The sequence below is a fragment of the Streptomyces sp. Pv4-95 genome (assembly GCF_045782725.1).
In the GTDB taxonomy this organism is placed as follows: Bacteria; Actinomycetota; Actinomycetes; order Streptomycetales; family Streptomycetaceae; genus Streptomyces.
In genome coordinates, this window is sequence record NZ_CP127172.1 from 4413588 (window position 1) to 4434973 (window position 21386).

Genomic DNA, 21386 nt, shown 5'->3' on the forward strand with positions numbered 1-21386 from the left:
AGACAACTCCCCGGAGGCTACGCCCGTGTCCATGCGGAAACGGAGGCGGTATTCCGATCATCTGGACTCGGCGGCCTGTGTGAGACACCACAGTCTGGTCACGTAAGGCATGCAGTGATCGCAGAGTTGGCATCATTCGCGCATGGCGAAGGCGAGAGCAGCAAACCCCGTTACGTTCGGTACACCACCAGGTGTACACGAAGGGCAACACTTCAAGGGGCACGCGGAGTTGCACGCCGCGGGAGTCCACCGTCAATTAGGAATGGGAATCTCGGGGACCGCAGCAAAGGGCGTAGATTCCATTGTGCTCTCCGGCGGATACCTCGACGATGCGTACGGCGAGACCGAGATCATCTATACGGGTGAGGGTGGTCGCGACCGGAACACGAAGTGCATGGTTGCTGATCAGACCATGGACTCGCGAGGAAACGCCGGCCTTCTGTTGAACCAGGCGCTGGGGAACCCCGTACGGGTCATTCGCGGGTTGAAGATCAGTTCGGCGCGGCGGCAGCCCACTGGCGGCTACCAATACTGCGGTCTGTTCCGTGTGGCGGAACACTGGATGACCATAGGCAAAGAAGGGTTCCGCGTCTGCCAGTTTCGTCTCCTTAAGATGGAACCGGGCGAGAAGGCGAAGCCCCAGCCGGTGGCGCCGGACGAGGATGCAGCCACCGACCTAGAGGAGCAGGTGCGGCGTACCGTCACGTACGAGCGCCGTCTGCGCGATTCCAAGGTTGTCCAAACCGTCAAAGAAATGTACGACAACACCTGCCAGATGTGTGGCCTTCGCTTGGTGGTTTCGCCAGATGGAAATGCCATTAGCGAGGCGGCTCATATCCAGGCGTTGGGGGCGCCGCACAACGGTCCGGACAAGGTGGAGAACATCCTGTGTCTCTGTCCCAACTGCCATGCGCTCTTTGATCGTGGTGCTCGTCACATCACGGATGGGTTCGATGTGATCGACGGGCTGACGCAGAAGTTCATCCGCGCATTGCAGCGGGTCAAGGACCATCAAATAGATGTGGATCGGGTACGTCAGCACCGAAGTCGTTGGGAGGGGCGAACGGTCTCCCCGGACCTTTTCGGCGACCGGGCGTAGATAATCCGAGGCTTCCTGGTGATGCCCGTCTGATCTCCGGCGAATGCAGATCGATGTGGGTCACCAGGGGCTGGGATCGGTGGACGAACGATCAGCGTACGAGCCATTTGCTGGCGGGGGTGCGGCCGTCGGCGCCGGCCACCCAGGTGCCACCGGCCGATGCGTAGTGACCAATGCCTGGGCCAGTGCCGGGTGGGCCCAGGGGCGGTAGCGCGTGAGTTGGTGGAGGAGGTCGGCTTCTCGGGTGGTGAAGTCGGGGGTGGGGCCGGTGAGGTGGGCGCGGCGGCGGTGGAAGGAGAGAGCCGTGGCGAGGGTGGTGTATTCGGTGACGGCGCGGGCGGCGGCGGGGCCCTGGGCGCGGCGGGCTATGTTGCGGGCCAGCGTGCGGGTCTTGAGGGAGGACAGGGCGGTCGGTTCGGCGGGGGCGAGCCAGCCGGCGGCGGCGTAGGGGGCGAGGTAGCCGCGCAGGGAGAGGAGTTCCTGTCGGCGGGCCCATATGGCCAGCCAGGTCACGGTGATGAACACGGGGACCATGAACAGGCCGTAGATCGTGAGGAAGCCCAGGTCGCCGAGGGACGAGGCGCTGTTCCAGATGGAGTGCAGCAGTACGGCGGTGAGCAGGCCGAGTACGGGCAGTGCGGTCCTGGCGGCGCGGCGGCGGGGATAGCGGACGGCGGCTATGCCGAAGGCCAGGCCGGTCAGGGTCGTGAAGAGCGGATGCGCGAACGGGGACACGACGACGCGGATGAAGAAGGTGCCCGCGGTGGCCGAGTCCAGGCCGGAGTGGCCCAGGGACTGGTCCTGGCCGAAGGCGCTGCCCAGGTAGAGGATGTTCTCGGTGAAGGCGAAGCCGGTGGCGGTGATGCCGGCGATGACGATGCCGTCCGTGATGCCGTCGAAGTCGCGTCGGCGGAAGCGGTAGAGGAGGAGGACGGCCGCTGCCTTGACCGACTCCTCGACGACCGGGGCGATGACGGTCGCCCCCCAGGTCTCGGCGTCCGACGCGGACGTGGCGGCGACGTTGGCGGCCAGCCAGTCGGTGGCGAAGCCGTTGGCCAGCACCGCGACGAGGGTGGCCGCGCAGGCACCCCAGGCGAAGGCGAAGGCGAGGTTGCGCCACGGCTCGGGTTCTATGTGATCGAGCCAGCAGAACGCCGCGATCAGCGGCGGCACCGGGAAGACGGCGAGTCCGAGCCCGACCAGAAAGCCCTCCGTGCCGGTCTGCCCGCGGACGATCCCGATGATGACCACGCCGCACAGCGCGAGGAGCGAGACAAGCGCGATGGCGCGCACGGTCTTGCTGTGCCAGGGCGCCGGTCGGCGATGCGCGGGCGCATGGCCGAGGGCGGGGCCGTGGGCCGGTGGGCGTGAGTGGGGCGCGTACGCCGGGCGGGGCGGAAGCGGGGGCGGCTGGGACGGAGACACCCAAGGACCCTAACCAGGCCCGCGCTCGCTACACCGCCCGGCGGCGGAAGAGCAGGTCGTGGACGACGTGCCCCTTGTCCAGGCCCTGTCCCTCGAACCTGGTGAGCGGGCGGAAGTCCGGCCGGGGCGCGTAGGAGGGGTGGAGGTTCTCCAGCGTCGGTTCGGCCGAGAGGACCTCCAGCATCTGCTCGGCGTACGGCTCCCAGTCGGTCGCACAGTGCACCAGGGCGCCCGGTGCGAGCCGGGTGGTCGCCAGCGTGAGGAACTCCGGCTGGATCAGCCGGCGCTTGTGGTGGCGCTTCTTCGGCCAGGGGTCGGGGAAGTAGACACGTAGGCCGGCCAGGGAGCCGGGGGCGAGCATCTCGCGCAGGAGGATGATCGCGTCGCCGTTGGCCACCCGGACGTTGGTCAGCCCGTTGCGCTCCGCGAGACCGAGCAGATTGCCCTGCCCGGGGGTGTGGACGTCGCAGGCGAGGATGCCGGTGGCGGGGTCGGCGGCAGCCATCTGGGCCGTTGCCTCACCCATGCCGAAGCCGATCTCCAGGACGACCGGCAGCCCGTCGAAGAACGCGTCGAGGTCGATACGGGAGAGGCCGTCGATGTCCAGTCCCCACGTCGGCCACAGGCGGCGCAGCGCGTCGGCCTGGCTGGGCGAGACGCGGCTGCGGCGGGGCTGGAAGGAGCGGATGCGGCGCTCGTGGTGCGAGCCCGCGGGGTCGGCGGCGGGGCCGGTCCCGTCGGGGAACATCGGCCCACCGCGGCGGGAAGCGGAAGCGCTGCCGGAAACGGTCGAACCGCCGGCGTCCGGGGCGACCGCGGGCGGGGCGCCATCGGTCGCGGGGGCGTCGGGTGCGGGGGTGAGGGGGTTCTCGGACACAGTGTGACGATTCTACGGATGGACGGCGGGGGAACTCCCACGCGGCCGTCTCACCGTAGGGCCGCAGGCTCCAGCCGCCGTGTTTCCCTCATTTCTCCAGCACCCCCAGCACCCGCAGCACCCGCCGCGCCACCTCGCGGCCGATGGGGAGGGAGGCCGTGGCGGCGGGGGACGGGGCGTTGAGGACGTGGACGATGCCGGGGGACTCGGCGAAGAGGAAGTCGTCGACGAGGGTGCCGTCGGGGAGGACGGCCTGGGCGCGGACGCCGGCCGGGGAGGGCACGAGGTCGTCCTCGCGGGCGGCCGGGAGGAGGCGGCGGACCGCGTCGGTGAAGGCGCGGCGGGACAGGGAGCGGCGCAGCTCGCCGGCGCCGTAGCGCCAGTGGCGGCGGGCTATCCGCCAGGAGCCGGGGAAGGCGAGGGTGCCGGCCAGCTCCGCGGGGCGCACGGTGCCCCAGTCGTAGCCCTCGCGGGCCAGGGCGGGGATGGCGTTCGGGCCGATGTGGACGGCGCCGTCGATGCCGCGGGTGAGGTGGACACCGAGGAAGGGGAAGGCCGGGTCGGGGACGGGGTAGACCAGGCCGCGGACGAGGTCGGCGCGCTCCGGGGCGAGGGTGAAGTACTCGCCGCGGAACGGGACGATCCGCATGCCCGGCGGGTCGCCCGCGAGCCGGGCGATGCGGTCGCACTGCAGACCGGCGCAGTTGACGAGGGCGCGGGCGCGACGGACCGTGCCGTCGGCCGTGCGGACCGCGACGCGGCCGGGCCGGCGGCCGATGGTGGTGACCTCCGCGCCGTAGGCGATCTCGGCGCCGGCGTCCGTGGCGAGCCGGGCGAAACGGCGGGCCACCGCACCGAAGTCGCACACCCCTGTCGTGCCGACATGGATGGCGGCCAGGCCGCGCACCTCGGGTTCGTACTCGGTTATCTGGGCGGGGCCCAGTTCGCGCACCGGCAGGCCGTGTTCCCGGCCGCGCTGGATCAAGCCGTGCAGTCGGGGCAGCTCGCTGCGCTCGGTGGCGACGATCAGCTTGCCGGTGACGTCGTGGGGGATGTCGTGTTCCGCGCAGAACTTGACCATCTCCGCCGAGCCCTGGAGGGCGAAGCGGGCCTTGAGCGAGCCGGGCGGGTAGTAGATGCCGCTGTGGATCACGCCGCTGTTGCGCCCGGTCTGATGGCGGGCGGGACCGGGCTCCTTCTCCAGCACCACGACGCGGGTGCCGGGTGCGGCACGCGTGATCGCATAGGCCGTGGAGAGCCCGACGATGCCGGCACCGATCACCAGTACATCGCAGTCGTACGCCGCCACTGCACCTCCCCAACCGCATGACCGCAGGTCCGCCCATGGCCGCGGCCCCGCGCATCATCGCCGACGACGTACTCCATCATGACGGGCGGCACTGACAATCCGGCAACCGCCGGCCGGGCGTGTGGACGGCGGGGCGGCCGGGCGGAGGGACCGACGGAAAGCACAGGGGCGACGAAACGGGTAAGGCCGACGGGGCGGATCGACGGGACACCCCGCCCCTGCCCGCGCCCGCCCCACGCCCCGCCGCCCTATGCCGGTGCCGCCAGCAGCGGTCTGGCGCGTTCGCGGAGTTCCACCACGCGGGGCTCGTTGCCGTACGGCTCCAGGCGGTGCAGGAGGTCGCGGACGTATTCGGTGGTGCGGGCGGAGGAGATCCGGCCCGCCACCTCCACGGCGCGGGTGCCCGCGGCGCAGGCCGCGTCCAGATTGCCCGACTCCAGTTCGGCGACCGCGGACACCACCAGCCGCAGGCCGTGCGAGCGGACGAATTCCTCGGTGGGGCGGGAGAGCGCCTGCTCGGTGAAGCGGCGGACCTGGCGCGGCAGGCGGAGGTCGCGGTAGCACTCGGCGGCGTCCGCGGCGAAGCGTTCGTAGGAGTAGAAGTCCAGCCACGCCGGGTCGGGGTCGCCGCCCCGCGAGCGCTCCAGCCAGCCCTCGGCGGCCTTCAGCGCCACCTCGCAGGCGCGAGCCTCGCCCGCCTTGGCCTGGGCGCGGGCCTCGACCAGCCGGAAGAAACTCATGGTGCGGGCCGTCGCCAGGCCGCGGTTGCGTTCCAGGGCGGCCTGCGCGAGATCCACGCCCTCGTCGGCGAAGCCGCGGTACGTCGCCTGGAGTGACATCGAGGCCAGGACATATCCCCCCAGCGGTACATCGGCGGCGGCGCGGGCGAGCCGCAGTGCCTGGATGTAGTACCGCTGCGCGGCTTCCTGCTGGCCGGTGTCGAAGGCCATCCAGCCGGCGAGCCGGGTGAGTTCGGAGGTCGCCCCGAACAGCGCGCGCCCCACCTCGTCGCTGTAGGAGGCGAGGAGTAACGGCGCCGCGTCCACCCGCAGGCACTCCGGCACCATCGACGAACGCCAGTCGCCGCCGCCGTACTTGGAGTCCCAGCGGCGCGCGTCCTCCGCCGCCTCGCGCAGCTTGGTGACGTCGCTGTGGCCGACGTGCTGCGGGATCCCCGCGTCGCCGGCCGCGGCCGCGTCGCGGTCGCGGGCCTCGGCCGCCTCCCGCGCCACCGAACTGTCGGCGGGGGATATCAGCCAGCGCGAGGCGGGCGTCGCGTACGCGCTGACGGCGAAGGATCCGGCCAGGCTCTGCCAGATTCCGCCTCCCCCCGCCCGCCGTCCGGCCAGATCCAGCCGGTACAACTCGGTCGCGGAACGCACCGCTGCGCCCACATCGCGGGGAAATGCCAGGCCCACCTCGGGTGCCGGGTCCGCGTCGGCGAGCCCGATCTCGTGCAGCGGCACCGGCCGGCCGAGCTTGCTGCCGATCGCGGACGCGATCAGATGGGGCGCGGCGCCTTGGGGCACCATGCCCTTGGAAACCCACCGGGCCACCGACGTCTTGTCGTACCGAAGCGTCAGTCCGCGCTGCGCACCGAGGTCGTTGACCCGGCGTGCCAGTCCGGCATTGCTGATACCCGCGAGGGCGAGAACGGTGCCGAGCTTCTCGTTCGGCCCGCGTATATCCCTGGACATTGCGCACCCCTCGACACAGCGACGGCCGCCCCGGTACCCCGGGGCATGCGTCCACCCAGAGTAGTTCGCCGGATCCCTACCGTTAAGGGCCGGTGTCCCGGATGGCGAGATTCGTGTTCAAACTGGGGTGCGGGAATTGGCATGTGCTCCGGGTACGTGTGCCCGTGCGCCCGTCCGTGCGCGCTGGCCGCTCTCCGGCGGGAGCGCTTCGATGAGTTCTGCGTGGGTCGGCCCGCTGCACTGGATCCAGTGGGCTGGGGGATACCGTCACCTCATTCCCCGCGGGTGGCGGTCCGGTCCGGGGGGCGTAGCCCGCCTCCCGGACCGTCGCACGGACCGGTCACCGACCGGTCGCCTCACCGGTTGACGCGGTACCCGATTCCGTCAACCGGGCAGTACGGAACGGACTTTGGCTGAAATGCGGCGTGCGATGCTTTCGCGCCGCCACTCGCTCGGGGGCTGTCCCGGGGGCCACACGGGGGGCCACCCGGGGTGGACGGCACGACCCCGGCACCCGGCGCCCCGGAGCGCCACGCCGGCGTCCCGCAGCCGGCCCGTTCCGCCGCCGCGGCCGGTCCGCGGCATGAACCGCCCGCATACGGGCCCTCTTTGACACCTCCCGCGCGCCCCTGTCGTGGCAGCATGGTCCGCACAACAGCTTGGCAATCCGCTGTACGGGCGGCCGTTGGCCCCTCGGCGGACGGGGAATCGGGTGGAGGCGGCGATGCGCTGGTTGGTGGGGTGGAGCAGTGCCGCCACGAGACCGGCCGCCGACGGGGGGAGCCGGACGGTGCTGCCCGTCGGCGCCCAACTCCTCTGGAACGACCCGGATCCGCTGTGGGCGGTCGGCGACTGGCGGCCCGACGAGGTCCGGGTGGTCCAGGCCGACCCGGAGACCCGGCTCGCCGTCTTCGGTGTCTGCGGGGCGACCGACGACCAGCTGCGCGTCGGGCTGTTCGCGGCCCGCGGCGGGGCGCTGCGCCACCTCACCGCGTGGCCGGGCAGCTACACCGCCGTCGTGCAGGTGGGCCGGCGCATCACGGTCACCGGCGACCTGGCGGGCGCCCGCCCCGTCTTCCACACCCCCTGGGCGGGCGGCACCGCGTACGCCACCGCCGCGCTCCCGCTCGCCGACCTCGTGGAGGCGGCCCTCGATGTCGGCCATGTCGCCGCGATGCTGGCGTGCCCGGACGTGCCCGAGGCGCTCGGCTCCGGCACACCGTACGAAGGGGTCCGCCGGATCCCGCCGGGCCACGCCTTGGTGCTGCGCGGCGGCGCCGGCGAGATCGCCTCCTTCGAGCCCACCGCCTCGCTCGCCGTCGCAGCGCCCCAACTGCCCCCGGAACAAGCGGTGAACGGCGTACGGGACGCCCTGATCGAGGCCGTCCGCACCCGGCTCGCCGCCCCGCGGCATGCCCCCGACCCGGACGGACGGGACGGCCTGGACCCCGGACCCGTCCCGGGCATGGGTCCCGCCGAGCGGCGCGCCGCCCGTGGCGGACCGGCACCCGGCATCGGTGCCGACCTCTCCGGAGGCAGCGCGTCCGGAACGCTCGCCCTCCTGGCCGCGGGCCTGCCCGGCCAGCCAGGGACGCTCGACGGGCACGGCGAACGCCTGCTCGCCGTCACCTTCAACGACCGTGCCACGAACGGCGGACAGCCCTATCGCACGGCGGAGTTGGAGCGCGCCCGCAGCATCGCCGACAACCCGCGGCTGCGGCACGTCGTCGTCGCTGCCGGCGAGGAGGCGCTCCCGTACGCCGACCTCGGCAGCGGCCCGCTCACGGACGAGCCCGGGCCCTCCCTGATCACCGCCGGGCGCCACCGGCGGCGGTTGCTGGCCGGCAGCGCGGACCACTTCGTCGGGGACGGCGCCCGACAGGTGCTCGACGCCCATCCGGCCCGGCTGGCCGACCTGCTCATGGACCGCCGCCGACGGCATCTGCTGCGCCCCGTCACCGCGCTCGCCAAGGCCGACGGGCCGTCCGCACAGTCCGTCCTGGTCCCCTTCACGGTCTACCGCGCCGCCCGCAAGCTCGCCCGCACGCCCTACGGGGCCGGCATCACCGAGGCGGCGCGCCGGCTCATGGAGCGGCAGTTCGCCGAGGCCCCGGTGACGGGCGGGGCGGTGGACGCCTCCCTGGCCGCCCTCGCCTGGTGCCGGCCCGGCCCGGCGGCGCGCTGGCTCACCGGTGAGGCGCTGGCCGAAGTATCGGTTCGGCTGGGGGACGCGGCGAGCCGTTCGCCGGCCGTGGGCCGCCCGGGGGAGCGGCGGGCGCGCGCCGCGCTGACCCGCCACGCCGCGGACCACCGCGTCTTCGAGCAGGCGGCCGAGGTCCGCAATCAGCGGCTGCACGCGCCTTTCCTCGACAACCAGGTGGTGCTCGCCTGCCGTGCGCTGCCGGACACCCTCCGGGTGCAGCCAGGGGCGCGCGCCGCGGTCCTGCGTGCGGTGCTCGCGGGGGCCGGCGTACGCGACCTGCCACCGGGTTGGGGTGCCACCTCCCACGTCGCCCACCTGGCCGCGGTACGCGCCGGGCTGCGCAGCGCCATCGGCGACCTGGTGACGCTCTTCGACGCGCCCCTCCTGGCCGACGCCGGGTTGATCGAGGCGCGTGTGGTGCGCAAGGCCCTCCGCGCGGCGGCCGAGGGCGCCGAGCTCCCCCTCGACGGCCTCGCCGAACTGGTCTCCACCGAGCTGTGGTTGCGCCGGCTGCTCGCCCGCCGCGGGACGTGCTGGACGGGCGCTGCGGCTCCGCGGCAGCGGGCGGTCGCGGGCGGGGTGGTGCCGCGCGCCCAGTTGTGAGCCGGGCGGCGGGGAGAGGGAGCGGCGTGCCACCGGTCGTACGGGCGCGGGCCCGGTTGTCCGCGGCCGGACGTGGCTACGTCCGGGAGGCGGTTACGTCCCGGCCATGCCCACGGTCCGAACCGGCCGATGTCCCGGACCTGGCTACGTCCCGGACCTGGCTACGTCCCGGCGGCGCGTACGTCCGAGTGCGTCCGGTGCGCCGGCCCGGTCTGTGCGCCCAGCGGAACGGCGCAGGCGACGGCGCGTGGATGACGCCTCACGCCTCCCGAGCGCCGGCCGCCCCCGGGCCGTCCCTCCGGCCGCGCCCCGTTCTCACCGGCAGCTGACCTGCGACTGCGCCCAGGTCCCCAACGCCACCACACCCGTGGCGGATTGCGGCTCCACCACCAGCCGCAGCGTCTTCCGGCCCGCGAGCGGTACGTGGACCGGCACCGCGCGGTCGCCGCCGTGCAGCACATCCGAGCGCCACAGTCGCACCCCGTCCGCGTAGACGGAGAAGCGCAGTGCGCCCAGCCCCAGGCTGAGGTCGTCGACACCGACGACCGCGTCGTAGGCGGTGCAGGGGCGGTTGAGATCGATGAGTACCGAGGACGGGCCGTGAACGCTCACGCCGTGCGCGTACTTCGTGCCCCCGACGCCCGGACTGTTCCGCTGCCACAGCCAACTGCTGCCGAACGTGCGCACCTCGGGCTCGGAGCCGTTGCCCGCGAGGTCGTACGCCAGCGCGTTGATCCGGTACGGGGTCGGCGCCGGCGCGGGGGGAGGCGGTTTCGGGGTGGGCGTGGGCGAAGGTGTGGGCGGTGCCGGTTCGTCGGTCGGCGCGGGCTTCGGCGGAGCCGGCTTCGCGCTCGGCTTCTCGGAGGGCGCGGGCGACGGCTCCTGCTCGGCCGGGGCCGACGGCGGCGCAGGTGGCTTCGGCGCGGGCTTCGCGGGCTCCCCCGGCGTTTCCGGGGACGGCTTCCGCGGCGCGGACGGCGCGGGCCGTTCCGGTTTGGCCTGCGGTTCCGGCGCGGGCTTGGGGTCTCCGGCGAGCGCGAACGCCAGGGCCGCGCCCGCCACCACCGTCGCGCCGACGCCGATACCGATCTTGACCGGCGCACCGAGGCCCTCGCTCGCGGCGGCGCCACCGGCGCTCCCCGCGGCGCCGGATCCGCCGCCCCCGGCAGCCGCCGCCGCGCCGGCTCCCGCCGCGGCCCCCGCTCCCGCGGCACCGGCCACCGCGGCGGCCGTCTTGACGGCGTACCCGGCGGCGAACCAGCCGATGACCGCGACCGGCAGCACCGCACCGATCCGCTCGTTGACGTCCGCGACCTCCAGCGCGGCCGTGCGGCAGCGTGCGCACTGGTCGAGGTGCTTGCGCAGACCGCGTTCGGCCCGCATCCGCAGACCGCCGCGGGCGTACGCGCCGAGCCGGTCGGCGTACCGGGCGCAGTCGCCGCCGGCGGTCAGCGACTGGCTGACATGCGCCTGCAGATACGCCTGCTTGAGCCCCTCACGGGCACGGTGGGCCAGGACGGCGGTGGCGTTGGCGGTCAGTCCGAGCAGCGGCGCGACCTCGCTCGGCGACTCGTCCTCGATGGTGGTGTGCCACAGCACCGTCTGATAGCGCTCGGGCAGGCTGCGGAACGCCTGGACGGCCATCGACTGCTCGGCTTCGTGCATGGCGCGGACGTCCGCGCCCAGATCGAGGGTGTCGTCGTCCATCGACGAACCCGCGGAGGACACCGCGAACACCGCGAAATCCTCGACGAGTTGCTCCCGTCGCGCGGTCTTCGCCCAAGAGGCTGCGACCCGGCGGACGGTCGTCAGCAGATACGCGCGAACCGCCGAATCCGGTCCCGCGCCGCCGCGTACCGCCTGCAGCGTGCGGGCGAAGACCTCGCCGGTCAGGTCCTCGGCTGTGTGCGCGTCCCGACAGCAGCTGCGGGCGTAGCGGCGCACTGCCTCGGCGTGCCTGCGGTACATCTCCTCGTACGCGCTGTCGTCGCCCGCGCGCATATTGGCGATCAACTGGCCGTCGGAGGGCGGTAGTTCGCCGGTCTCGGAGTCCGATCCGGATGCGCCCGCCGCGCTGTCCGCGGGGCCTTCGCCGATCGCCTCGCCGGACGCTGCGGGACCGCCCGGCGGCCGCGCGTGACGGCCGGAGCCTGCGGAGCGGCGGGAACCGGCGGCCGGTCCGGTGGCGCGGCCGCGCTGCGCCGGCACACTCGGGTCGGAGCCCTGGGGGCCCGGGGAACCCGGAGTGCCCGCCGGGCTGTCGGCGCGGTCGTGCCGCTCGGTGGGGCCGGCCGCAGGGGGCGCCGAGTCCCGTGGCCCCGGCTGGCCGGGGACCTGCGGGGACGGCTCCCCCTTGGAGGCACCCGTCCCGGCCGCGCCGGCCCTGCCGCCGCGCTGCTCGTCCCGTCCGTCAACACCCATCGCCGAGGCCCCCGAACACACCGTCACACCGGAACACGCGCAAGCGTGCCACACCGGGCACCTACGCTTCAGGGCCCTTCGGGGCATCCACTCATCCGGGGCGAGTTCTCCGCACAGCGGCATCTGCCTTCACCCGGACGGGGCACACTGCGCGCGAGAGCGGCGCACGGCCCGGCGTACACCGGCTCACGGCGCAGCGCGCCCTTGCCGGACCGCCCCGCCCGGCCGTCCGGCGCCCCCTCACGAAGGCCCCGGACGGATGAACTCCCGACGAGCTCCTGCTGAACTCCCGGCCGGTCGGATGAACTCCCGGCCCGTCCTCAGCGGGCGGGCCGCGAGCGCAGTCCTTCCAGCAGGATGTCCAACAGCCGTGCGGAAGCGGCCTGTTGCTGGGACGGGTCCGGCAGCGACGGCGCGCTCGTGGCGATCACCAGCAGCACATCGGCGACCGTCACATCCGCGCGCAGCTCACCGGCCGCCCGCGCACGCTCCACCAGACGCCCGACGACTTCCAACAGGGCCTGTGCGCCCACGGTCTCCTCGATACCGTTCGGGCCGCCCTCCGGGGCGCCCGCGGTGACCGCGCCTTCGGCCTCGCCGCGCGGGGCGACCAGGCGCAGATCCGCCGGTGCGTCCGGACCGGGCGCTATCCGCTGCTGCGGCACCCGTGCCTCGGTCACGCCGTCCATCGGCCGTTCCGTGTTCGCGCTCACCCGCAGGATGCCCGGCGGCAGCAGCCGCCCGGCGCCCGAGGCGACCGACGTCCGAAGGAAGCGCGACAGCGCCGACCACGGGTCGTCCTCCTGGCCCAGCGCCGTGCGCGCCTGCTCCGTCAGCCGGGAGGTCTCCTCCTCGGCTATCCGGCGTACGAGGACGTCCTTGCTCGGGAACCGGCGGTAGACCGTGCCGACACCGACGCGCGCCCGCCGGGCCACGTCCTCCATGGGAGCGCCGTACCCCAGCTCGCCGAAGACCTCGCGCGCGGCGCGCAGTACGTGTTCCAGATTGCGCTGGGCGTCCACCCGCAGCGGTGTGCTGCGGCCGCCGGCGACCCCGAAGCCGCCGTGCGCGCTCACGCCGTTGGTGCTCGCACCGCTGCCGTTCGCGCCGTTGCTGCTGCCGGTGCCGCCGCCGGTGCCGTCCGACACCTGGGTCGTGGCGACGGCTGTCGGCCATTGAGAGCCCTGAATATGCATATTGATCCCCCGGTAATGACGTCTCCCCCCGGAGACTCCCCGCCCTGACGGTCGGGGTGTACCGACGAGAGGGTGCACCCCAACGAGATACGAACATAGTTGAGCCCAGGTCAAGAATGAAGGGGGCAGTTCCGCACAGTGCGCCCCCCGATCGGAGTACGGACCCGATCCGCCCTGATTGTGCACCGGCCCTCCTGCCGCGACCCGCCCGCTGACCTGCGCTCCTCCGCTCCCGTGGGCGGAAGGCGACCCTCCGTCACAGTGAGCATGCCCGGTCATACATTTCGACGAGCCTGTGGACAAAGCCGTTCCGGGGGTGCGTCATGGAACAGTGCTGTGCTTTCCCGGGGGTGCGGCACCCGAGGTGGCCGTGCCGCCGGCCGACCTCCGGAGCGGTGCCGCCCCGGGGCTGGTCGACATCGCGAGGAGTACCTCTGTGAAGACTGTGTCTTCGAAGTCTTCGAAGGACGACCCGGCGCGCATTCTCGTGGTCGGCGGCGGCTACGTGGGGATGTACACCGCCCTGCGGCTGCAATCGAAGCTGAAGCAGGAACTGCGGCAGGGCACGGTCGAGGTCGTCGTGGTCGACCCCGAGCCCTATATGACGTACCAGCCGTTCCTGCCGGAGGCGGCGGCCGGCTCCATCTCCCCGCGCCACGTCGTCGTACCGCTGCGCCGGGTGCTGCCGCAGTGCCGGGTGGTCATCGGCGAGGTCACCGCGATCGACCACAGCGAGCGGACGGCCACCATCACGACGCTCGCCGCGGAGGAGACCGGCGACGGCGCCGTGGTGGTCGGATACGACGAACTCGTCCTCGCGCCCGGCTCGGTCTCCCGCACCCTCCCGGTCCCGGGCCTCGCGGAGGTCGGGATCGGCTTCAAGACCGTCGAAGAGGCCATCGGGCTGCGCAACCACGTCCTCGAACAGCTCGACATCGCCTCCTCCACCCGCGACCCCGCGGTCCGAGACGCGGCGCTGACCTTCGTCTTCGTCGGCGGTGGCTACGCGGGCGTGGAGGCCCTGGCCGAGCTGGAGGACATGGCCCGCTACGCCGCCCGGTACTACCACAACATCAAGCCCGAGGACATGAAGTGGATCCTGGTCGAGGCGACCGGGAAGATCCTGCCGGAGGTGGGCCCCGAGATGGGCCGGTACGCCGTCCGCGAGCTGCGCGGCCGCAACATCGACGTACGCCTCGACACCCGCCTGGACTCCTGCGAGAACCGTGTCGCGGTGCTCAGCGACGGCTCCCGCTTCCCCAACCGGACCCTGGTGTGGACGGCGGGCGTCAAGCCGCATCCCATCCTCGCCGCCACAAAGCTGCCGCTGACCCCGCGCGGACGGCTCCAGTGCACCGCCGCGCTCCAGGTGGACGGCGTCGAACACGCCTGGTCCGCCGGTGACGCGGCCGCCGTCCCGGACCTGACCGCGGAACCGGCCGGCCCCGGCGAGCCCCGCCCGGAGTGCGCGCCCAACGCCCAGCACGCCGTGCGCCAGGCCAAGGTGCTCGCCGAGAACGTCGCGGCGGCCGTCCGCGGTGGCCCGATCGTGGACTACGCCCACAAGTACTCCGGATCGGTGGCTTCGCTGGGCCTGCACAAGGGCGTCGCGCACGTCTACGGACGGAAGCTGAAGGGCTATCCGGCGTGGTTCATGCACCGCGCCTACCACCTCAGCCGGGTGCCCACCTTCAACCGCAAGGCGCGGGTATTGGCCGAATGGACCCTCGCGGGCCTGTTCAAACGCGAGATCGTCTCGCTCGGCTCGCTGGAGAACCCGCGTGCCGAATTCGAACTCGCGGCGGGCACGGGACGCCACAACGAAGCCAGTTGACGACCCCGCCCCACCAGGAGCGTTGGTGCACCGCCCGGCGCCGGTGCGGCCGAACGGGCGATGGCGTGCAACTGAGCTCCGGTCCACGGCGTCTGACGGATGTCAGTCCGGTCGGTCACACTGGACGTGTGACCATGGGTGGGCTCGTATCTGCAAAGAGTGACAATCACGAGGATTCTGGACGTTTGCTGCATTCCGCCAGAGGGTGCCGAGAGTGCCCCCAGCCGACACTCCCCCCGCCTCCGGCCGGGCGGTTCCCCCATGCCGACGGCCCGAGCCCGCGCGACGACGCGAAGTAAGAGGTACACCTCCGTGATCTTCACGCGCTGGAGCGCCAAGCTCCCCGGCACACAGCGGCGTGCAGCCGCGCGGTCCGACCGCGCGACTCCGCCCGCGTCCGCCGCGCCCGCCGCGCCGACGTCCGCCGCGCCCGCGGTTCCGCCCACCACACCCCAGGCGACGGAGCCCGCACCGGCCGCCCTCCCCGCGGACCCCGGCGCCGTACCCGCGGCTCGCGCGGAGCAGACCGAAGCGGCCGGCGCCGAGGTGTCCACCCCCGTGTCCCTGCCGCCGACCGTCGACGCGCTGTCCGTCCACGACATCCTCGGCACCATCCCCGCCCTGGTGGCCGTCGTCTACGGCCCCGAGCACCGCATCGCCTACGTCAACGGCGCCTACGCCGCCGTCTTCGGGCCCCGCCCCGCCGGCCACACGGCCCGCGAAGCCCTCCCCGAGCTCGACGAACTGGGGCTGCTCCCGCTGATGGACCAGGTGCTGCGCAGCGGCAAGCCCCGCACGGTCAAGTCCCGCCGCGTCCCGGGCGGCGCGGGCCAGGACCGCACCCGCGACGGCTACTACACCTTCACCTGCACCCCCATCGAGGTCGCGGCCAGCGGTCCGGCCCCCGACCCCGAGGTCGCGTGCGTCGCCCCGCACCACGGCGTACTCGTCTTCGGCGCGGACGTCACCGACCAGATCGAGTCGGCCGAGCGGCTGCGGGCCAGCGAGGCCCGCCAGCGCGAGGCCGCGGTCACCCTCCAGCGCTCCCTGCTGCCCCAGGAGCTGGAGCAGCCCGACGACCTCCGGGTGGCAGCCACCTACCAGCCGGGCGGCACCGACGCGGCCGTCGGCGGTGACTGGTACGACGTCATCACCCTCGGCGCCGGCCGCACGGCCCTGGTCATCGGCGACGTCATGGGCCGCGGGGTGCGCGCCGCCGCCGTCATGGGCCAGCTGCGCACCGCCGTACGCGCCTACGCCCGCCTGGACCTGCCGCCCCACGAGGTGCTGCAACTCCTCGACGGCCTCGCCGCCGAGATCGACGCCAGCCAGATCGCCACCTGCGTCTACGCCGTCCACGACCCGAACGAAGGCCGCCTGGTCTACGCCTCGGCCGGCCATCTGCCCATCCTCGTCCGCGACCCGGACGGCGCGGTCCGCCGCGCCGCCGAGCCGACCGGCCCGCCCCTGGGCACCGGCGGCTGGCTGCACACCTCCGGTTCGGTCCCGCTCGGCCCCGGCTGCAGCGCCGTCCTCTATACGGACGGTCTGGTCGAGCGCCGTGACAAGGACATCGACGACGGCGTCGAGGCCCTGGAGCGCGCCTTCGCCGGCGCCACCGGAGCACCCGACATCGTCTGCGACCGGCTGCTGCGCTCCCTCGGCATCACTGCCACCCATGACGACGACGTCGCGATCCTCGTCCTCCAGCACCCGGCGCGCACCGGCCACGACGCCGAGCTGTTCCACAACGCCGCCCTGGAACTCCTCGGCGGCATCGAAGCGGCCCCGCGTGCCCGCGCCTTCGCCTCCGGCGTCCTCGCCTCCTGGCGGTTCTCCCCCGAGCTGCACGACCTCGGCGTGCTCGCGGCCAGCGAACTGGTCGCCAATTCCCTGCAGCACGGCACCCCGCCGATGCGCCTGCGGCTGCGCCGCACGGACCGCCGCCTGATCGTCGAGGTCACCGACGGCGACGACCACCTCCCGCGCCGCCGCCGCGCCGAACCGGTCGACGAAGCGGGCCGCGGCATCTCCATCGTCGCGACCATCGCCTCCTCCTGGGGCTCGCGCCGCACCCCGGGCGGCGGCAAGGCCGTCTGGTGCGAATTCGCCCTGCCGCGCCCCTAGGGCGGGCGGCGAAGAAATTCGGCCCCGTTTCCCGTGATCACAAAACACACGACCACAAAGCACTGGTCCCGCGGCCGAAAGACCGCGGGACCGGTGACCTGAATCGAGGGACGGGCAAGAGCAGGGACGCAGGAGGACGGCGGCCGGCGACAGAAGCGGTCGCCCCTGCCGTCAGACCGCGGCGCCCACCGGCTCCGACTGCTCCACCGGCTCGGCCGGTGAGACCCGCGCGGCGGGCACGACCGGGGCCGACCGGTGCGGGTTGTCCTGCTCGGGGCCGAGCATCCGCCCCAGCCGCAGCGCCAGGGCCGTGATCCCCAGCGCGCAGCACACCAGCATCCCGATGTACGCCACGGACATCCCATGGCCCACCATCAGCGCGCCCACAGCCGGGCCGACCGCCAGCGCCAGCTGCTTGACCAGCGCGAACGCGGAGTTGTACTGCCCGATCAGCGAGGCCGGCGCCAGATCCGCCACCAGGGGCGAGACCGTCGGCGACAGCATCGACTCGCCCACACCGAACAGCGCGTACGTGGAGATCAGCAGCGTCGTCGCCACGGCCTGCGCGCCGTGCACCAGCCCGGACAGACCGGCCGCCAGCCAGGCCACCGTCCATATCGCCCCGACCAGCGCGATGACCCGGCTGCGTCGCCGCCGCTCGACGAGCTTCAGCACCACGAACTGCGCCGCCACAATGGCCGCGGTGTTCGCCGCGAGAGCGATGCCCAGCGTCGCCGGCGCGATCCGGGTGACCTCGGTGGCGTAGGCGGCGAGGCCCGACTCGAACTGGCCGTAGCAGGCGAAGAACAGCACAAAGCCCAGCACGCACAGCCACACCATCCGCCGGTCGGCGAACATGACCCGCCAGGCGCCCTCGGCACGCTCCTCCGTCGGCACCGTGCCCTCGACCTTGGGCGTACGCGGCAGCCGTACGGAAGCGATCGCCACTCCCAGAACCAGGAACATCACGGCCTCGATGGCGAACAGCCGCACGAAGCTCTCCGCATGCGACTCGTCGACGAGCAGCCCGCCGACCAGCCCGCCGACGCCCAGCCCCAGGTTGTTCAGGAAGAACTGGGTGGCGAACGCCCGCGACCTGGTCACCGTCGTCGAGCACCACACGATCAACGTGGCGAGCGCCGGCTGGATCACCGCGATCCCCGCTCCGAGCGCGATGGCGGACGCGATGACCAGCGGCTCGGTCGCGGACAGTCCGAGACCGAGCGCACCGACGGCGGCCGAGACCGTACCGGCGACGGCCACCGGGAGGGGGCCCCGCCGGTCGATGACCCGACCGGTCAGCGGCAGGACGACCAGCGCAGCCACCGCCAGCATCGCCAGCACCACACCGGCCGTACTCGCACCGAGATCCCGGACCTTCGCCACATAGACGTACAGATACGGAACCGTGAAGCCGTTGCCGAACGCGCTCAGGGCGTTCCCCAACTGGATCCGGCGCAGCGCGGCGCCCATCGCCGTGGTCACACTCACCTACCTAGGTCATGTCGTAAGGACGGAAGAAGAACCGGCCAGGAAGCCCAGGACGACCGAGCGGCCGGGCCGCGCAGGCGGACCGGCGAGCGGAACGGGCGGACCCGAACAGTCAGAAGCTGAAGACTTCGAAGCTAAAGTTCGAAGCTAAAGAGTACATGGCGAAGGACTTCAACGCCAATGAGTTACGTGCCATACTGCGCCGCATGCCTGAGCCCTCCGATGCGGCCGCCGACGCGACCGAGCCGAGCCTTGAGGAACAGATCGCGGCCTACCAGCGCGAGTTCCAGGACCTCGACCCCCAGGTGGAACAGGTCGTCTCCGCACTTCAGCGCCTCAACCGCCGCATGAACGTCGCCTACGGGCGGCAGACGGCAACCCTCGGCCTGAGCAATGCCGAATGGGAGGTGCTCAAGGCGCTCGTCGTCTCCGGAGCCCCCTATCAACTGGGCCCCGGCGAACTCGCCAAGCGCCTCGGCCTCACGCCGGCCGCCATGACCCACCGCATCGACCGCATGGCGAGCGAAGGTCTGGTCACCCGCGACCGCGACGAGAACAACCGCGTCCGCGTCATCGTCGAGCTGACGGACGAGGGCCGCGAGAAGTGGCTCGCCGCGATGCGCCTGGCCTCCGTCTTCGAGGAAGACCTCCTCCAGGACCTCTCCGGCGACGAACGCCAGCTCCTGGGCGGCGTGTTGACCCGCCTGCTGCGCCGCGTGGAGGATGCCCAGCCGGACGCCGATGGCCGCCTCAACGACCTCGACTGACCCAAGTTGACACGGGTCTGCCCGATCCGTAGTGTTCTCCGAGTTGCCACAGAGCCGGAACGGTTCTGCGGCGGCCATCCCGCCGCTTCAGCGGCACACCACTACTGCACGGCCTCCTCACCGGGAAGCATTTCGGCATGCCGAAATTCGGACCATGACTCGATTATGAGTCACCGAGGAATTCCGCTAAAGTAGTGATCACGCCGAAAGGCGCGAACAACCCCCTCCGACGGGGAATCGGAAACAAATTCGGACCGGAAACGGAACGGACTGGATCTGATAGAGTCGGAAAGCGAAAGCAAGAAGGCCAACCCCGCTCCAACAGGGGGCCGGAGACGGAAACGGATCTGGTAAGGTTGGAATCGCGAAGAGGCCGAAAGGCCGAATCGCACCGGCGAAAATCAGGACCGCGAGGATCTGATAGAGTCGGAAACGCAAGACCGAAGGGAAGCGCCCGGAGAGCCTGGTGAAACAGGCACAAAGGAAGCGTCCGTTCCTTGAGAACTCAACAGCGTGCCAAAAGTCAACGCCAGATATGTTGATACCCCGTCCACCTCGGTGGATGAGGTTCCTTTGAAAAGTCCATCCCGTCCACGTGACGTGGATGGCACACACAGCGAGGACGCTGTGAACGAGCAGACTTATTCCGTCCGCTCGTTCCGCTCTCGTGTGTGTTTCGCCGGATTACCGGCAAACATTCACGGAGAGTTTGATCCTGGCTCAGGACGAACGCTGGCGGCGTGCTTAACACATGCAAGTCGAACGATGAACCTCCTTCGGGAGGGGATTAGTGGCGAACGGGTGAGTAACACGTGGGCAATCTGCCCTTCACTCTGGGACAAGCCCTGGAAACGGGGTCTAATACCGGATACGACTACCGACCGCATGGTCTGGTGGTGGAAAGCTCCGGCGGTGAAGGATGAGCCCGCGGCCTATCAGCTTGTTGGTGGGGTGATGGCCTACCAAGGCGACGACGGGTAGCCGGCCTGAGAGGGCGACCGGCCACACTGGGACTGAGACACGGCCCAGACTCCTACGGGAGGCAGCAGTGGGGAATATTGCACAATGGGCGAAAGCCTGATGCAGCGACGCCGCGTGAGGGATGACGGCCTTCGGGTTGTAAACCTCTTTCAGCAGGGAAGAAGCGAAAGTGACGGTACCTGCAGAAGAAGCGCCGGCTAACTACGTGCCAGCAGCCGCGGTAATACGTAGGGCGCAAGCGTTGTCCGGAATTATTGGGCGTAAAGAGCTCGTAGGCGGCTTGTCACGTCGGATGTGAAAGCCCGGGGCTTAACCCCGGGTCTGCATTCGATACGGGCAGGCTAGAGTTCGGTAGGGGAGATCGGAATTCCTGGTGTAGCGGTGAAATGCGCAGATATCAGGAGGAACACCGGTGGCGAAGGCGGATCTCTGGGCCGATACTGACGCTGAGGAGCGAAAGCGTGGGGAGCGAACAGGATTAGATACCCTGGTAGTCCACGCCGTAAACGTTGGGAACTAGGTGTGGGCGACATTCCACGTCGTCCGTGCCGCAGCTAACGCATTAAGTTCCCCGCCTGGGGAGTACGGCCGCAAGGCTAAAACTCAAAGGAATTGACGGGGGCCCGCACAAGCAGCGGAGCATGTGGCTTAATTCGACGCAACGCGAAGAACCTTACCAAGGCTTGACATACACCGGAAACGCCTGGAGACAGGCGCCCCCTTGTGGTCGGTGTACAGGTGGTGCATGGCTGTCGTCAGCTCGTGTCGTGAGATGTTGGGTTAAGTCCCGCAACGAGCGCAACCCTTGTTCTGTGTTGCCAGCATGCCCTTCGGGGTGATGGGGACTCACAGGAGACTGCCGGGGTCAACTCGGAGGAAGGTGGGGACGACGTCAAGTCATCATGCCCCTTATGTCTTGGGCTGCACACGTGCTACAATGGCCGGTACAATGAGCTGCGATACCGCGAGGTGGAGCGAATCTCAAAAAGCCGGTCTCAGTTCGGATTGGGGTCTGCAACTCGACCCCATGAAGTCGGAGTTGCTAGTAATCGCAGATCAGCATTGCTGCGGTGAATACGTTCCCGGGCCTTGTACACACCGCCCGTCACGTCACGAAAGTCGGTAACACCCGAAGCCGGTGGCCCAACCCCTTGTGGGAGGGAATCGTCGAAGGTGGGACTGGCGATTGGGACGAAGTCGTAACAAGGTAGCCGTACCGGAAGGTGCGGCTGGATCACCTCCTTTCTAAGGAGCATTTCTTACCGACTTCGGTTGGTCAGAGGCCACTTCGTCGGCAAATGTTCGACGGTGGTTGCTCATGGGTGGAACGTTGACTATTCGGCACATTCGGTTGGT

General features: G+C 71.2%; 12 protein-coding genes and 1 rRNA gene. 6 read left to right on the top strand and 7 right to left on the bottom strand.

Features of this window, described 5'->3' with window-relative positions; genetic code table 11:
- Positions 1-142 precede the first annotated feature (142 nt).
- On the top strand, positions 143-1099 hold the full coding sequence (locus tag QOM21_RS19335; protein ID WP_407551746.1) for a YDG/SRA domain-containing protein: 957 nt from the start codon (positions 143-145) through the stop codon (positions 1097-1099).
- A gap of 60 nt (positions 1100-1159) precedes the next feature.
- Here the strand turns inward: QOM21_RS19335 and QOM21_RS19340 are convergent, their stop codons facing one another.
- From QOM21_RS19340 to QOM21_RS19355, 4 genes are all read right to left on the bottom strand, one after another.
- Positions 1160-2524, bottom strand: a complete 1365-nt coding sequence (locus QOM21_RS19340) for a PrsW family intramembrane metalloprotease (protein ID WP_407551748.1) — start codon at positions 2522-2524, stop codon at positions 1160-1162.
- Positions 2525-2552: 28 nt separating this feature from the next.
- The gene (gene trmB, locus QOM21_RS19345) at positions 2553-3401 is read right to left on the bottom strand and encodes a tRNA (guanosine(46)-N7)-methyltransferase TrmB (RefSeq protein WP_407551750.1); all 849 of its coding nucleotides are present in this window, start codon (positions 3399-3401) and stop codon (positions 2553-2555) included.
- 88 nt (positions 3402-3489) lie between these two features.
- The gene (gene lhgO, locus QOM21_RS19350) at positions 3490-4710 is read right to left on the bottom strand and encodes an L-2-hydroxyglutarate oxidase (protein ID WP_407551751.1); all 1221 of its coding nucleotides are present in this window, start codon (positions 4708-4710) and stop codon (positions 3490-3492) included.
- Positions 4711-4958: 248 nt separating this feature from the next.
- The gene (locus QOM21_RS19355; protein ID WP_393893254.1) at positions 4959-6407 is read right to left on the bottom strand and encodes an MFS transporter; all 1449 of its coding nucleotides are present in this window, start codon (positions 6405-6407) and stop codon (positions 4959-4961) included.
- A 724-nt stretch (positions 6408-7131) separates the two neighbouring features.
- Here QOM21_RS19355 and QOM21_RS19360 point away from each other — a divergent pair.
- Entirely contained in the window at positions 7132-9213 is a 2082-nt protein-coding gene (locus QOM21_RS19360; protein WP_407551753.1) for an asparagine synthase-related protein, read from the top strand.
- A gap of 315 nt (positions 9214-9528) precedes the next feature.
- Here the strand turns inward: QOM21_RS19360 and QOM21_RS19365 are convergent, their stop codons facing one another.
- Positions 9529-11634: a sigma-70 family RNA polymerase sigma factor gene (locus QOM21_RS19365; RefSeq protein WP_407551755.1), complete on the bottom strand. Its 2106-nt coding sequence runs from the start codon at positions 11632-11634 to the stop codon at positions 9529-9531.
- Between the two features lie 320 nt (positions 11635-11954).
- The gene (locus tag QOM21_RS19370; protein WP_407551756.1) at positions 11955-12830 is read right to left on the bottom strand and encodes a TetR/AcrR family transcriptional regulator; all 876 of its coding nucleotides are present in this window, start codon (positions 12828-12830) and stop codon (positions 11955-11957) included.
- A 511-nt stretch (positions 12831-13341) separates the two neighbouring features.
- Here QOM21_RS19370 and QOM21_RS19375 point away from each other — a divergent pair.
- Positions 13342-14664, top strand: a complete 1323-nt coding sequence (locus QOM21_RS19375; RefSeq protein WP_407555725.1) for an NAD(P)/FAD-dependent oxidoreductase — start codon at positions 13342-13344, stop codon at positions 14662-14664.
- 312 nt (positions 14665-14976) lie between these two features.
- Complete coding sequence (locus QOM21_RS19380; RefSeq protein WP_407551758.1) at positions 14977-16791, top strand: SpoIIE family protein phosphatase; 1815 nt, start codon at positions 14977-14979, stop codon at positions 16789-16791.
- 171 nt (positions 16792-16962) lie between these two features.
- Here the strand turns inward: QOM21_RS19380 and QOM21_RS19385 are convergent, their stop codons facing one another.
- Positions 16963-18276, bottom strand: coding sequence for an MFS transporter (locus QOM21_RS19385; RefSeq protein WP_407555726.1), 1314 nt, complete (start codon positions 18274-18276; stop codon positions 16963-16965).
- A gap of 212 nt (positions 18277-18488) precedes the next feature.
- Here QOM21_RS19385 and QOM21_RS19390 point away from each other — a divergent pair, with 212 nt between their 5' ends.
- Positions 18489-19049, top strand: a complete 561-nt coding sequence (locus QOM21_RS19390) for a MarR family winged helix-turn-helix transcriptional regulator (protein ID WP_407551760.1) — start codon at positions 18489-18491, stop codon at positions 19047-19049.
- 697 nt (positions 19050-19746) lie between these two features.
- A 16S ribosomal RNA gene (locus tag QOM21_RS19395) occupies positions 19747-21275 on the top strand.
- Positions 21276-21386 lie beyond the last annotated feature (111 nt).